This is a genomic window from Sphingopyxis sp. H053, assembly GCF_001468225.1.
Classification (GTDB): domain Bacteria; phylum Pseudomonadota; class Alphaproteobacteria; order Sphingomonadales; family Sphingomonadaceae; genus Sphingopyxis.
On the sequence record NZ_LNRU01000005.1, the window covers coordinates 284,935 to 298,807 of the forward strand.

10 protein-coding genes are annotated in these 13,873 nt (G+C 65.6%); 5 read left to right on the plus strand and 5 right to left on the minus strand.

Going from position 1 to position 13,873, the window contains the following annotated elements:
• Positions 1 to 10 precede the first annotated feature (10 nt).
• The 4 genes from ATE70_RS11730 to ATE70_RS11745 form a co-directional block, all read right to left on the minus strand.
• Positions 11 to 1,324, minus strand: a complete 1,314-nt coding sequence (locus ATE70_RS11730) for an amidohydrolase (RefSeq protein WP_058538076.1) — start codon at positions 1,322 to 1,324, stop codon at positions 11 to 13.
• Positions 1,325 to 1,346: 22 nt separating this feature from the next.
• Positions 1,347 to 1,958 carry a DUF4893 domain-containing protein gene (locus ATE70_RS11735; RefSeq protein WP_231732881.1) on the minus strand — a complete coding sequence of 204 codons (612 nt, stop codon included), beginning with the start codon at positions 1,956 to 1,958 and terminating at the stop codon, positions 1,347 to 1,349.
• 104 nt (positions 1,959 to 2,062) lie between these two features.
• The gene (locus tag ATE70_RS11740) at positions 2,063 to 2,848 is read right to left on the minus strand and encodes a 3-hydroxybutyrate dehydrogenase (RefSeq protein ID WP_058538078.1); all 786 of its coding nucleotides are present in this window, start codon (positions 2,846 to 2,848) and stop codon (positions 2,063 to 2,065) included.
• A 39-nt stretch (positions 2,849 to 2,887) separates the two neighbouring features.
• Positions 2,888 to 4,045, minus strand: a complete 1,158-nt coding sequence (locus ATE70_RS11745; RefSeq protein WP_058538079.1) for a patatin-like phospholipase family protein — start codon at positions 4,043 to 4,045, stop codon at positions 2,888 to 2,890.
• A 153-nt stretch (positions 4,046 to 4,198) separates the two neighbouring features.
• Between ATE70_RS11745 and ypfJ the strand changes: the two genes are divergently transcribed.
• Entirely contained in the window at positions 4,199 to 5,110 is a 912-nt protein-coding gene (gene ypfJ / locus ATE70_RS11750) for a KPN_02809 family neutral zinc metallopeptidase (protein WP_058538080.1), read from the plus strand.
• Entirely contained in the window at positions 5,083 to 6,366 is a 1,284-nt protein-coding gene (locus ATE70_RS11755; protein ID WP_058538081.1) for a metal-dependent hydrolase family protein, read from the plus strand. The genes ypfJ and ATE70_RS11755 overlap by 28 nt, the downstream gene beginning before the upstream one ends.
• On the opposite strand, the gene ATE70_RS11760 is transcribed toward ATE70_RS11755, so the two are convergent.
• On the minus strand, positions 6,363 to 7,124 hold the full coding sequence (locus ATE70_RS11760; RefSeq protein ID WP_231732637.1) for an HPP family protein: 762 nt from the start codon (positions 7,122 to 7,124) through the stop codon (positions 6,363 to 6,365). The two genes, ATE70_RS11755 and ATE70_RS11760, sit on opposite strands and share 4 nt — an antisense overlap.
• Before the next feature lie 162 nt (positions 7,125 to 7,286).
• Here ATE70_RS11760 and ATE70_RS11765 point away from each other — a divergent pair, with 162 nt between their 5' ends.
• The 3 genes from ATE70_RS11765 (at position 7,287) to ATE70_RS11775 (ending at position 13,811) form a co-directional block, all read left to right on the plus strand.
• Positions 7,287 to 9,353 (plus strand): alpha/beta hydrolase family protein, encoded by a 2,067-nt coding sequence (locus ATE70_RS11765; RefSeq protein WP_058538082.1) that lies wholly within the window; start codon positions 7,287 to 7,289, stop codon positions 9,351 to 9,353.
• Positions 9,354 to 9,522: 169 nt separating this feature from the next.
• Positions 9,523 to 12,357, plus strand: coding sequence for a valine--tRNA ligase (locus ATE70_RS11770; RefSeq protein ID WP_058538083.1), 2,835 nt, complete (start codon positions 9,523 to 9,525; stop codon positions 12,355 to 12,357).
• Positions 12,354 to 13,811, plus strand: a complete 1,458-nt coding sequence (locus tag ATE70_RS11775) for an MATE family efflux transporter (protein ID WP_231732636.1) — start codon at positions 12,354 to 12,356, stop codon at positions 13,809 to 13,811. Before ATE70_RS11770 ends, ATE70_RS11775 begins: the two co-directional genes overlap by 4 nt.
• Positions 13,812 to 13,873: the final 62 nt, after the last annotated feature.

The window sequence follows — 13,873 nt, forward strand, 5'->3', positions numbered from 1 at the left end:
TCTGCGTCTCTTAACCCTTCGCCATCAGCTTCATCGTCATCGCGGTCAGTGCCTCGGTCGCGGTCGAAATCACCGCGGGCGCATCGGGCGCCCAGAAGGGCGAATGGAGGCTCGGCAAGGTGCGCCCTTCCTTCTTCGCCGCGTCATATTCGGCCTGCGGCACCCCGCCGACCCAGACGATCAGACTTTTGATGCTCTTGTCCTCGCGCCCGAAGCGGCTGAAATCCTCGCCGCCCATCACCGGCGGCATCTGGACGACGCGATCGTTTCCAAAGCTTGTTTTCAGATACGCCGCCATCTCCTCGGTGAATTCGGGGGTGTTGAAGGTCGAGGGCGTATATTCATTCTTGTCGACGCTCACGACGGGCATCTTGTCGTCGGGCATCCCCGCGGCGATCGCCTCGCCCTTTGCGATGCGCGCAATCCCGTCGAGCAGGTGGTCGCGCACTTCGTCGCTATAGCTGCGAACGGTAAGCTGGAGCTTCGCTTCGTCCGAAATGATATTGTGCTTCGCCCCGGCATGGAAGCTGCCGACGGTCACCACCGCGCTGTCGAGCGGGCTGATCTCGCGCGAGACGAGCGTCTGGAGCGCGCCAACGATGCGGCTCGCGAGCACGATCGGATCCTTGGTCGTCTGCGGATAGGCGCCGTGGCCGCCGACCCCCTTCACCGTGATGTCGACGCTGTCGACATTGGCGAGGGCATAGCCCGGCGTGTAGCCGATCTTGCCTGCCGGAAACTGCGCGGCGTCGTGGAACGCCAGCACATACTCCGGCTTGGGAAAGCGCTTATAGAGCCCGTCGGCGAGCATCATGCGGGCGCCCGCGCCGCGTTCTTCGGCGGGCTGGCCGATCATCACGAGCGTGCCCGACCATTTGGCCTTGTTCGCCGCCATCAATCGCGCGACGCCGACCCATGCGGTCATATGCGTGTCGTGGCCGCACGCGTGCATCACGCCGGTTTCGACGCCCTCTTTCGTCGTCACGCGGATCTTCGACGCGCCAGGCAGGCCCGTCTGCTCGGTCACCGGCAGCCCGTCCATGTCAGCGCGCACCAGGACTACCGGCCCGGGGCCATTTTCCATCACCGCGACGATACCGGTGCCGCCGACCTTTTCGGTAACCTTGAAGCCCAGCTTGCGCGCCTCGGCGGCGAGAATGCCCGCCGAGCGGACCTCCATGAAGCTGAGCTCGGGGTTGGCGTGCAAATCCTTGTAGATCGCCATCAGCGACGGCATCTGCTTTTCGACCTCGCCGCCAAGCGTTTGCGCTCCGGCAGGAGCGGCCAAAGCCAGCGCCGCGGCGCTCATCAACAAAATTCGCATACTAATTCCCCTGTTGTTCTTTTTAGGTCGCCGGGACCAGTTCGATCACGTCGAGCAAGGATTCATACGCCGGCGCGGGCAGCACGAGCCGCCAGCGATTGTCGCCGATCCGCTCGATCAGCCCCGCCATGTCGCGCATCCGGTCGCTGCCGTAATTGACCGCCATCTTCTCATCGCCGAGTTCGAGCGTGCCGAGAAAAATCTGGCGCTTCAGATTGTCGGGAAAGATCAGTCCGACGGGCCGCTGCGACCCCGAGATCTTGGTCAGGCTCGACAGTCCCTGTTCGGGCGCGACGCGGCACCGGAACCAGCCATAGCCGATATAGGCGAGATCGCGGCGCGCCTGCGCCCCGACCTTGACCGTCCGGCACCGGTAATCGCCCGCGGGCAGATGCGGATTGGGCAAGGCCGCCATCGGTTGCAGCAGCACGCCTTCGCGGTCGATGTCGGCGCCAAAGCCTTTCGCGCGGGCATCGGCCAGTGCCGCCTGCCAGCTGCTGTACCAGCCGCGAATGCGCTCCTTGTCCTGCGTTGTCGCGGTGCCGCGCCACGTGCCCGTCTCCGCCGGAGCATCGGCGGCGGATGGCGGCATTGGCGGCACCGTTCGACAGGCGCTGACAGTCAAGCCCAGCATCAGGGCTAAAATCAAATTGGTACGACCCCTCATTCTCCGTCACTCCCCGGTCCGGTTGCGTTAACCTTAGGAGGGCGAAGGAAATAGCTCAAGGGCGCAGCCGATCAGGCGGCCGTCCAGCCGCCGTCGACGCTGAGGTTCGCGCCGGTGATGTTGGCGGCCTCGTCGCGGGTCAGGAAGGATGCGATCGCCGCGACCTGCTCGACGGTCACGAACTGCTTCGTCGGCTGGCCCGCCAGCAGCACATCGTTGATGACCTGTTCGCGCGTCATGCCGCGCGCCTTCATCGTGTCGGGAATCTGGTTTTCGACGAGCGGAGTCCAGACATAGCCGGGGCTGATGCAATTCACGGTGATGCCCGCATCGGCGACTTCGAGTGCGACCGTCTTCGTCAGCCCCGCAAGCCCATGCTTCGCGGTGACATAGGCCGATTTGAACGGCGAGGCGACGAGCGAGTGCGCCGACGCCGTCGCGATGATCCGTCCCCACTTCTTCTTGCGCATGACGGGTACGGCGTGGCGGATCGTGTGGAACGCCGCGGTCAGATTGAGCGCGATGATCATGTCCCATTTCTCCGGCGGGAAATCCTCGACCGGCGACACGAACTGCATGCCCGCATTGTTGACGAGAATGTCGACCCCGCCGAAATCCTTGTCGGCGCGTTTGAACATGTCTTCGATCTGTTCGGGCTTCGTCAGGTCGGCGCCGTCATAGGCGGCCGCCCCGCCGCTGATCGCTTCAAGCCCCTTGCGTTCGGTTTCGATCGCGTCGGCTTCGCCGAACCCGTTGATGATGATGTTCGCGCCTTCGGCCGCGAATGCCTTCGCAATCCCGAGTCCGATCCCGGACGTCGATCCGGTGACGAGGGCGGTCTTTCCTGTGAGGCGCATAAGATAGTCCTTTCGGTGGAGAGAGTAAGGGTCCGAACCCTAGGAAACGTCGGGCTCGGCCTTTGGTCGCAATGCGTTCGATTGCACCGCGAAACTGTCCGACCGCCCTTCGGCGATGCTTTCGGCGAGCAGGTGACCGTCTTTCATCGCGGCCTCGACCGCGTCGCGGCCGAGCGCCCAATTGACCTCCATCGTCGAGCGCGAAAATTCGAAATCGCGCGCGCCGGTCTGCCATGACGGCGGTTCGTGGATCAACTGGACGACGTTGAGCGCCTTGCAGTCGACCATCTTGCGCACCGCCTTGACCTCGGACAGGTCGGCGAACTCGGCCGGCAGTTTCTGCAGCATCCGGTCGATCAGCCGGTGTTCCTTGCGCCGCCGCACCAGTCCGTCCGAAATGCGGCGCGTCCGGCTGGAAAAGCGGATGTCCTTTTCGCGCGACCAGGCTTCTTCCATGTCGTGCGGGCGATCCCCGCGCGCGGGGAACAGGTCGACCTGAAACACCAGCATATCCTCGTTCGCCGACTCGACGACATGTTCGAGCGGCGTGTTCGACACGAGCCCGCCGTCCCAATACCATGTCCCGTCGATCTCGACCGGCGGCAGACCGGGCGGCAGCGCGCCCGAGGCGAGGATATGCCGCGCGTCGAGCGTTTCGAGCTTCGTGTCGAAATAGCGGAAATTGCCCGTCTCTACCGCAACGGCGCCGACCGACAGCCGCACCTTGCCGTTGTTCACCCGGTCCCAGTCGACCAGCCGGTCGAGTGTCTGGGCCAGCGGCGCGGTGTCGTAGAAACTGACCGCTTCGGGCGTCTGCCGCTCGGCAAAGGCGGGCGGCGGGAAGCGCGGGGTAAAGAAGCCGGGGACGCCGAACGCCGCGACCTGCCCCGCCGCCGCCATATGCGTCCACTCGCGCGCCCAGTCGCTGTCGACCGTCGGCAGCGAGGGCAGCGCCGACGACACGCCTTCCCAGAATTCGCGCATCTTGCCCACGGCCTGATCGCGTTCGTTCCCCGCGATGATCGCGGCATTGACCGCGCCGATCGAAATCCCCGCCACCCAGTCGAGCTCGATGCCGAGATCGATCAGCGCCTCATACACCCCCGCCTGAAACGCGCCGAGCGCGCCGCCGCCCTGCAGGACAAGCACGACGAGGTCGGGAAGCGGAAGCGCGGCGCGGGCGGCACGGCGTGGCATGGACTCGGGGGATCCTTGATTTGCGGGTGCAAGATTTGTGCACCGCAACACAGCCTATTGCAATGGCTCGATTATATGCGAAGCCCCTTCCAATTGCCCGGCGCTGCTGTAACTATCGCGGTCGAACGAGCATTTTACCGGTGGAGAAGCCCCATGCGCCTCGACGATTATGATCCCGGTGACGACATCCGCGACCTGGGCCGCGGTAGCGGCGGCGGTTTCGGCGGCGGTGGGGGCGGCGGTCTCGGCGGGCTTCTCATCGGATTTCTGCCGATGCTGCTCGGGCGCAAGATGGGTTGCGGCACGATCCTGCTGATCGGTGCGGCCGCTTTCTTCCTTCTCGGTCCCGGCGCCAATATGCTCAGCAGCGGCGGCGGCACCGCCGATCCGGCCGTGGACAGCCGTAGCGGCGCCAATGTTGCCTGTGATACCGCGAGCGAACGCTTTGCGTGCAACGTATTCGGATCGACGCATACGGTTTGGGAGGGTCTGATCACCGGCTATCGCAAGCCGACGCTCAATTTCTATGAACAATCGACGCGCAATTCGGGCTGCGGCGCCGCAAGCTCGGCGATGGGCCCCTTCTATTGTCCCGCCGACCAGGGCGTTTATCTCGACACCAGCTTCTTCCGCGAACTCGAACAGAAATTCGGCGCCGCGGGCGACGCGGCACAAGCCTATGTGATCGCGCACGAAGTCGGCCATCATATCCAGACGATCAGCGGCATTTCGGATCAGGTCCGCCGCGCGCAACAGCGCGCCTCGCAGGCCGAAGGCAATGCGCTGCAGGTCCGCATGGAGCTTCAGGCCGATTGCTACGCCGGCGTCTGGGCGGCGCGCGCCAGAAACAGCGCGGGCCAGCCCGTCATGGAAGAGGGCGACATGGAAGAAGCGATGCGCGCCGCGAACGCCATCGGCGACGACACGCTGATGCGCTCGGCGGGGCAGCGGCCGGTGCCCGAAAGCTTCACCCACGGCACGAGCGAACAGCGCATGAGCTGGCTGCGCCGCGGCCTGCAATCGGGGGATCCGCGCCAGTGCGACGCGTTCGGCGCGGCCGGCTGATCGCAGCGCTCGCGGCGGCACTCGCCGCAGCGCCCGCATCGGCCGAAACCCTCTATCTCCAGACGGGGCGGCTGATCGACGGCGTCTCGAACGAGGTCCGCACCGGCCAGTGCATCACCGTCGAAGCCGAGCGCATCAAGGCGGTCGGCGCCTGCGGCAAAGCGCCCGCTGGCGCGAAGGTCGTCGACTGGTCGGGCTTCACCGTGCTTCCCGGCCTGATCGATCTCCACACCCATCTCGCCGATCTCGGCCAGAGCGCCGACCTTGCCGCACCAATGAAGGCATCGCCCGCCGAAACCGCGCTCGTCGGCGCGCGCAACGCGCGCGTGACGCTGGGCGCGGGTTTTACGAGCGTGCGCGACGTTGGCACCTATCGCGGCCTGACCGACGTGACGCTGCGCAATGCGATCGAGCGCGGCGACGTGCCCGGGCCGCGCATGTGGGTCGCGGGCGCTTATCTCACCATCCCGAAGGGCGGCGGCGAACTCAACGGCGTGGTTCCGAACGAACAGCTGCCCCCCGACATGCGCCTCGGCGTCGCGGCGACGCCGGAGGAAGCCGCGGCGAAGACGACGTACCTGCTCGACCATGGCGCCGACTTCATCAAGACGATCGCGACGGGCGCGGTGCTGGCGATCGGCACCGAACCCGGCGCGCCCGAAATGACCGTCGAGCAGCTGCGCGCGGTCGTGAAGGTCGCGCATGCCCGCGGCAAGAGGGTCACCGCGCACGCGCACGGTGCGATCGGCATCCAGAATGCGATCAACGCCGGGGTCGACAGCATCGAACATGCGAGCCTGGCCGATGAGGCGACGCTGCAGCTTGCAAAAAAGCGCGGCACCTGGCTCGCGATGGACATCTACAACGGCACCTATATCGACGAGGTCGGCACGAAAGAGGGCTGGCCCGAGGAATATCTGCGCAAGAACCGCGAGACGACCGATGCGCAGCGCGCCGCTTTCCGCCGCGCGGTCGAGCTGGGCGTCAACATCGGTTATGCCACCGACGCGGGCGTCTATCCGCACGGGCTCAACGCGCGGCAATTTCGCAATATGGTCAAATATGGGATGACGCCGATGCAGGCGATCCAGTCCGCGACCGGGCGCGCGGCAGAGGAAATGGGGCGCGGCGACGTCGGCGCGATCCTGCCCGGCCGCTATGCCGATTTCATCGCGGTGAAGGCCGATCCGCTCGCCGACATCACCGTGCTCGAAAAGATCGACCATGTGATGAAGGGCGGCGCGATCGTCCGTTAGGAACCGACCTTTTCGGGCTTCCGCTTTTTCGCTTTTTCCGCCGCAAGCTTGCTGCCCGCCAGGGCAAGCTGCGCCTTGGCGACGCGCTCCGCGGCGTGCGCCTCGGCGCGCGCCAGCAGCAAGGCGAGATCCTCGCGGCTGATATCGAACGTTTCGCCCAGATCGGCAAGCGCGCCGTCGATATCGTCCATCAACAGCCCGACCGGCTCCTGCGGCACCGCCTTCCCGTCGACGGGCCGCGCGCGATGCGGATAGCTGTGCCCCGAAAAACGGTGGAACAGCATGCCGACGCCCACGAGGATCAGCGAATTGATGAGCACGGGCACAAGGAAATCGGCGACATGTCCCGAAAAGCTCTGCCAGCCGAGCACCGCGCTGAGCGCGACCGCGCCGCCCGGAGGATGCAGGCAGCGCGCGAGCGACATCATCAAGATGGCGGCCGAGACCGCCAGCGCGGCCGCGAAGGCGGGCTCGCCGATCGCCTGCGCCACGACCACGCCGAAGATGCCCGAAATGACGTTGCCGCCGACGATCGACCAGGGCTGGGCGAGCGGGCTCGCGGGCACGGCGAACAGCAGCACCGCCGACGCGCCGATCGGTGCGATGATCCACGGCATCGTGACCGGGAACATCGCCGCGCAGATCAGGCCGGCAAAGCTGATCCCGACGAGCGCGCCCACGCTGGCGACCACCCGGTCGCGCAGGCTCGCGCCCGCCAGCAGCGGTAAAAAAATCCGACTCGAATCCGGCTTCGCCACAGATATCTCCTTGAACGCGGCCCGATGGCGCATCGGACGCGGCGGCGCCAGAGAGGTTTGATTTATTATCGCCAAGCCCCGATTTTCAGCGGCAGCGGGGAATCGAGGCGAGCGCGGTCGGTTCGTCCTTGAACCCGCGCGGCGCATCGCTAAACCGCTTTCATGCGAAACCACATCCTGTCCAGCGCGATTGCGCTCGCCGCCGCTCTTTCCACCCCCGCTTTCGCCCGGCCGATGACCGAGGTCGACCTTGCGACGTTGAAGCGCGTCGCCGCGCCGACCGCATCGCCCGATGGGCGCTGGGTCGTGTTCCAGATGACCGAGACCGAGGGTGCGACGTACAAGCGTTCGACCGGGCTGTGGCTCGTCGACCGCAATGCGAAGGACGCAAAGCCTGCCCAAATCGCCGACACCGCGGGCAAGAATGAAACCGCGCCCGCCTTCGACAAGGATGGCATCCTCTATTTCCTCTCGAACGCTTCGGGCAAAAGCCAGGTATGGCGGATCGATCCCAAGGCGGGCGCCGCGGCGACGCAGGTGACCGACACCCAGGCCGACGTGTCGGGCTTCAAGATCTCGCCCGACGCGGCGAAACTGCTCGCGTGGGGCGATATCGCGAAGGAATGCACCGATTTCGGCTGCGACGCCAAGGACAAGGGCGCGCTCCCTGGCCCCGGCAGCGGCCGTCTGTACAAAGATGGCGCGGGCTTCGTCCGCCATTGGGACGAGTGGGAAACCCCCGGTACCTATAGCCGCCCGTTCGTTTTCAACCTCGCAGACGGCAAGGCCAGCGCGGCGCGCCCGGTCGACGCGGGCCTGATCGGCGACAGCCCGTCGAAGCCGTTCGGCGGCGGCGAGGAACTCGCGTGGGGCGCCGACAGCCGCACCGTCTTCTTCACGCTGCGCAAGGCCGACCGAAACGAGCCGATGTCGACCAACCTCGATATCTACAGCTGGCTGGTCGACAGCCGGATGATGCCGGCCAATTTGACGCAGGACAATCAGGCCACCGACACCCTCCCCACCCCCTCGCCCGACGGCAAATGGCTCGCCTATGTCGCGATGGCACGGCCGGGCTATGAGGCCGACCGGCAGGTGCTGATGCTGCGCAATCTCGAAAGCGGCGAGACGAAGAAGCTCACCGAAGCATGGGACCGCTCGGTCGGCTCGATCGCGTGGGCGCCCGACGGCAAGTCGCTTTACGTCACCGCGCAGGACACGCTCGACCACCCCGTTTTCCGCGTCGATGCCGCGAGCGGCAAGGTCGAGAAGCTCAAGGCGTCGAACGAGGCCTTCGATGGCAATATCGGCGATGTTGCGCCGCTTCCCGGCGGCGCCCTCCTCTATTCGCGCAACAGCGCGCTCGCACCGACCGACCTTTTCGTCCGCGACGCCAAGGGCAAGGTGAAGCAGCTCACCGCGGTCAACGCCGCGCGCCTCGCCGAGTATGACGCGGTCGAACTCGACCGCGTCCAGTTCGCGGGCGCGAACGGCGACAAGGTGTGGGGGATGATCGTCAAGCCCGTCAGCCCGGTTCAGAAGCTGCCGGTCGCGTTCATCGTCCACGGCGGCCCGCAGTCGAGCTTCGGCAACAGCTGGTCGACACGCTGGAACCCGCGCGTCTTCGCGCAGCAGGGCTATGGCGTCGTCACGGTCGATTTCCACGGCTCGACGGGTTACGGTCAGGCGTTCACCGACAGCATCAACAAGGATTGGGGCGGCAAGCCGCTCGAGGATCTGAAGCTCGGCCTCGCCGCGGCGGGCAAGCAGGACCCGCAGCTCGACATAACCAACGCCTGCGCGCTCGGCGCGTCGTACGGCGGCTATATGATGAACTGGATCGCGGGTCAGTGGACCGACGGCTTCAAATGCCTCGTCCAGCACGACGGCGTCTTTGATCTCCGCGCGATGGCGTTCGAGACCGAGGAGCTGTGGTTCGACGAATGGGATCATGGCGGTCCGTGGTGGGAACGCACCGATCCTGAAAAGTGGAACCCGGTCAATCATGTGGCCAAGTGGAAAACCCCGATGCTGGTGATCACCAGCGAGAAGGATTTCCGCATTCCCTACAGCCAGGGTCTTGCGGCTTTCACCGCGCTTCAGCGCCGGAATATTCCGTCGCAGCTGCTCGTCTTTCCCGACGAAAATCACTGGGTGCTGAAGGGCGCGAACAGCGTCCAATGGCACCAGACGGTGTTCAACTGGCTGGGCAGTCATTTGAAGAAATAGGTCAGCCTCTCCTTACCTCGTCACCCCGGACTTGATCCGGGGTCCCGCTTTTTCCTTCCAAGACTGAAAAGCGGGATGCCGGATCAAGTCCGGCATGACGAGAGATAGCGACCGTTTAAGCGATCACCCCCTTGCCGCCTCGCGCCCCGGCTGGCAAAGGCGCCCGGCTATGCCGATGGAAAAAACGTTCGATCCCGCCGCTATCGAGGCGAAATGGGCCCATGAATGGGAAAGCCGCGGGCTGTTTCGCCCCGCGCGTCCCGATGCGACACCCTTCACGATCGTCAACCCGCCGCCGAACGTCACCGGCGCTCTCCACATCGGCCATGCGCTCGACAATACGTTGCAGGACGTGCTCGTCCGTTACGAACGCTTGCGCGGCAAGGACGCGCTGTGGGTCGTCGGCATGGATCATGCCGGCATCGCGACGCAGATGGTCGTCGAGCGCCAGATGGAAGAGCGGCAGGACAAGCGCACCAATTACAGCCGCGAAGATTTCATCGACAAGGTGTGGCAGTGGAAGGCGGAAAGCGGCGGCCAGATCACCGGCCAGCTCCGCCGCCTCGGCTGCTCGATGGACTGGTCACGCGAGCAGTTCACGATGGACCCGCATTTCACCGCCGCGGTGGTCAAGGTGTTCGTCGACCTCCACAAAAAGGGGCTGATCTACCGCGACAAGCGGCTCGTGAACTGGGATCCGAAGCTCAAGACCGCGATTTCGGACCTTGAGGTCGAGACGCACGAGATTCAGGGCGGTTTCTGGCACTTCAAATACCCGCTCGCCGACGGCGTGACGCTCGACGATGGGCGCGATTTTATCGTGGTCGCAACGACGCGCCCCGAAACAATGCTCGCCGATATGGCGGTCGCGGTGCATCCCAACGATGCGCGCTACAAGAGCGTGATCGGCAAGGACATCCTCCAGCCGATCACCGGCCGCCGCTTCAAGGTCGTCGCCGACGAACATGCCGACCCCGAGCTGGGGTCGGGCGCGGTGAAGATCACCCCGGGGCATGATTTCAACGACTTCGACGTTGGCAAGCGCGCGGGTTTCAAGGCCGGCGAAATGCTCAACATGCTCGATGGCGACGCGAACGTCATCCAGACCGCCGACGGGCTGATCCCCGCCGAATATCTTGGCCTCCATCGCTTCAAGCGCGATGGCAAGGACGGCGCGCGCGAGCTGGTCGTGACGCGGATGAAGGAAGCGGGCTTCCTGATCCCGCACGTCGACAAGGACGGCGGCGAACATGACGCTGAGCCGCGCACGATCCAGACGCCGTTCGGCGACCGCGGCGGCGTGGTGATCGAGCCCTGGCTGACCGACCAATGGTATGTCGACGCCGAAACGCTCGCGCAGCCGCCGATGCAGGCAGTGCGCGACAGCCGCATCAACATCGTCCCCAAGACGTGGGAAAAGACCTTCTTCAACTGGATGGAGAATATCCAGCCGTGGTGTGTGTCGCGCCAGCTCTGGTGGGGACATCGGATCCCGGCGTGGTATGGGCCGAGCCTAGACGTGTATGGCAACCCCGGACACGGTGACGTCATTAGCGTCACCCCAGACTTCGAACCTTTCAAACGCGAACCCATTCCAGAAAAGGTATTTGTCGCGGAGAACGAAGACGAAGCTCTGCGGCTTGCTTCGGAACATTATCCGTCAGATTTCACCATCAAGGTAGCCGACGATCGTGGCGCCCGCGATCTGAACGCGCCAAAAACCATTTGGCTCACGCGCGACGAGGACGTCCTCGACACCTGGTTCTCCTCCGCCCTCTGGCCCTTTGCGACCCTCGGCTGGCCCGAGGATACCGAACTTCTTCGCCGCCACTACCCCAACGACGTCCTTGTCTCGGGCTTCGACATCCTCTTCTTCTGGGATGCGCGCATGGCGATGCAGGGCATGGAGTTCATGGGCGATGTCCCATGGAAGACGCTCTATCTCCACGGCCTCGTCCGCGCGCCCGATGGCGCGAAGATGTCGAAGTCGAAGGGCAATGTCGTCGACCCGCTCGGGCTGATCGACCAATATGGCGCCGACGCGCTGCGTTTCTTCATGTCGGCGATGGAAAGCCAGGGCCGCGACATCAAGATGGATGACGCGCGCCTCGCGGGCTATCGCAACTTCGCGACCAAGCTCTGGAACGCCGCGCGCTTCTGCGAAGCCAATGGCATTTCGGCGTCGACCAGCTTCGAGGGGCCCGCCGCGACGCTGCCGGTCAACCGCTGGATCATCGGCGAAGTCGCCGCGACCGTCGCCGCGATGGAGACGGCCTTTGCCGCCTATCGCTTCGACGAGGCCGCGAACGCGATCTACAGCTTCGCATGGGACCGCTTCTGCGACTGGTATCTCGAACTGATCAAGGGCGCGATCGACGACGAGACGAAAGCTGTCGCCGGCTGGGTACTCGACCAGATCCTCGTCATGCTGCACCCCTTCATGCCCTTCATCACCGAAGAGCTGTGGACCGGGCTTGGCGACCGTGCCGATTATCCGCTGATCACCGCGAAATGGCCTGCACCAGCAGCGGTGCGCGACGCCGATGCCAGCGCCGACATCGACTGGCTGATCAAGCTCGTCAGCGAGCTGCGCACCGCAAAGGCCGAACTCGGCCTGCCGCCGGGGGCGCGCCTGACCGCGCATTTCCCGGCGTCGCTCAAGGGCCGCACCGACAAGCTCGCGGCGCAACTCGATCGCCTCGCGCGCCTCGAAGCCATCAGTTTCGACCCCGCACCCGCGGGCGCATCGGCCCAGCTCGTCGTCGAGGGCGAGACGATCACCGTCCCGCTCGAAGGCGTCATCGACATCGCGGCCGAACGCGACCGGCTGACCAAAGCGCTCGCCGCCGCGGCGAAGGAACGCGACGGCCTTGCGGGACGCCTGAACAACCCGTCGTTCGTTGAACGCGCCAAGCCCGAAGCGGTCGAAAAGGCGCGCGCCGACCACGCCGCCAAGGAGGCCGAGGCCGACCGCCTGACCGCCGCATTGGCGCGGCTGGGTTGAGCGAAGAGGCGCCCGTCACGCCGACTCCGGTCGCCGCGGCGGCCGACCCCGCCGCAGGGCCGATCCCGCCGCGCCAGACCGCGCGCGACGGGCGCATGGACCTGACCCACGGGCCGATCACCAAGACGCTGATCCTCTTCGCGCTGCCGACGCTCGCGTCGAACATCCTCCAGACGCTCTCGGGCTCGGTGAACGCGATCTGGGTTGGGCAGTTCCTCGGCGAAAGCGCGCTCGCCGCAACCGCCAATGCGAACATCATCATGTTCCTGATGTTCGGCGCCTTCTTCGGTTTCGGCATGGCAGCCACGGTGCTGATCGGCCAGTCGATGGGGCGCGGCGATATCGACGCCGCGCGCCGCGCGACCGGCGGCGTGATCGGCCTCGCGCTCATCTTCTCGGTCGTCATCGCGATTGTCGGCTGGTTCGCGTCGGACCAGATATTGCGCTGGCTCGAAACCCCGCCCGAAGCCTTTGCGCTGGCGCATGATTATCTGCGCGTCACCTTCCTCGCGGTTCCCGCTTCGATGCTGTCGGTGACGCTGATGATGGCCTCGCGCGGCGCGGGCGACGCGGTAACGCCGCTGCGGTTCATGATCCTCGCGGTCGTGCTCGACATCGTCTTCAACCCCGTGCTGATCCTCGGCCTCGGCCCCTTCCCGCGCCTCGGCATCGCGGGCAGCGCGCTGGCCACGGCCGTCGCGGGGACGATCAGTCTCGCGGGGATGATCGGGTGGTTCTATGCGAAGAACCATGTGCTGCGCCTGCGCGGGCATGAGCTGTCCTACCTGCTTCCCAAATGGTCCGAGCTGCGCTTCATTATCGGCCGCGGCCTGCCGATGGGCGCGCAGATGCTCGTCATCTCGGGCGCCGGGCTCGTCATGGTCGGGCTCGTCAACCGCGAGGGGCTCGTCACTGCCGCCGCTTATGGCGCAACGCTCCAGCTGTGGAACTATATCCAGATGCCCGCGCTCGCCGTCGGCGCCGCGGTCAGTTCGATGGCGGCGCAGAATATCGGCGCCGGGCGCTGGGACCGCGTCGCATCGGTGACCAACAGCGGCATCGCGATCAATCTTGCGATGACCGGCGTCCTGATCGCGCTCCTCCTGGCTTTCGACCGCGCCGCGCTCGCGCTCTTCCTCGGCAGCGAAAGCCCGGCGATCGAGGTCGCGCGCAATATCCAGCTGATCGCGACCTGGACCTTCCTGCCCTTCGGCACGACGATCGTGCTGATCAGTACGCTGCGCGCCAACGGCTCGGTCGTGCCGCCGCTCGTCATCCTGTTCCTGTCGATGTTCCCGATCCGCCTTGGCATCTATTATTTCGGTTATCCGGCGGTGGGCAGCGACATCCTCTGGTGGAGCTTTCCGCTCTCGTCGCTCGCCTCGCTGGCGATGGCGTGGGCGATCTACCGGCGCGGCAACTGGCGCCGCGCACTGCCGCAACCGGCGGGCTGACCGGCCTTCTGCTTTCGACCAAGGTGCGCGCAGCTTCGACTGGCGGTCCGGTGCCCGCTAGC

What these genes read in the sequence shown, in the direction of transcription:
- ATE70_RS11730 (WP_058538076.1), bottom strand. Translation starts at nt 1,324, where the DNA reads ATGCGAATTTTGTTGATGAGCGCCGCGGCGCTGGCTTTGGCCGCTCCT.
- ATE70_RS11735 (WP_231732881.1), bottom strand. Translation starts at nt 1,958, where the DNA reads ATGCTGGGCTTGACTGTCAGCGCCTGTCGAACGGTGCCGCCAATGCCG.
- ATE70_RS11740 (WP_058538078.1), bottom strand. Translation starts at nt 2,848, where the DNA reads ATGCGCCTCACAGGAAAGACCGCCCTCGTCACCGGATCGACGTCCGGG.
- ATE70_RS11745 (WP_058538079.1), bottom strand. Translation starts at nt 4,045, where the DNA reads ATGCCACGCCGTGCCGCCCGCGCCGCGCTTCCGCTTCCCGACCTCGTC.
- ypfJ (WP_058538080.1), top strand. Translation starts at nt 4,199, where the DNA reads ATGCGCCTCGACGATTATGATCCCGGTGACGACATCCGCGACCTGGGC.
- ATE70_RS11765 (WP_058538082.1), top strand. Translation starts at nt 7,287, where the DNA reads ATGCGAAACCACATCCTGTCCAGCGCGATTGCGCTCGCCGCCGCTCTT.
- ATE70_RS11770 (WP_058538083.1), top strand. Translation starts at nt 9,523, where the DNA reads ATGCCGATGGAAAAAACGTTCGATCCCGCCGCTATCGAGGCGAAATGG.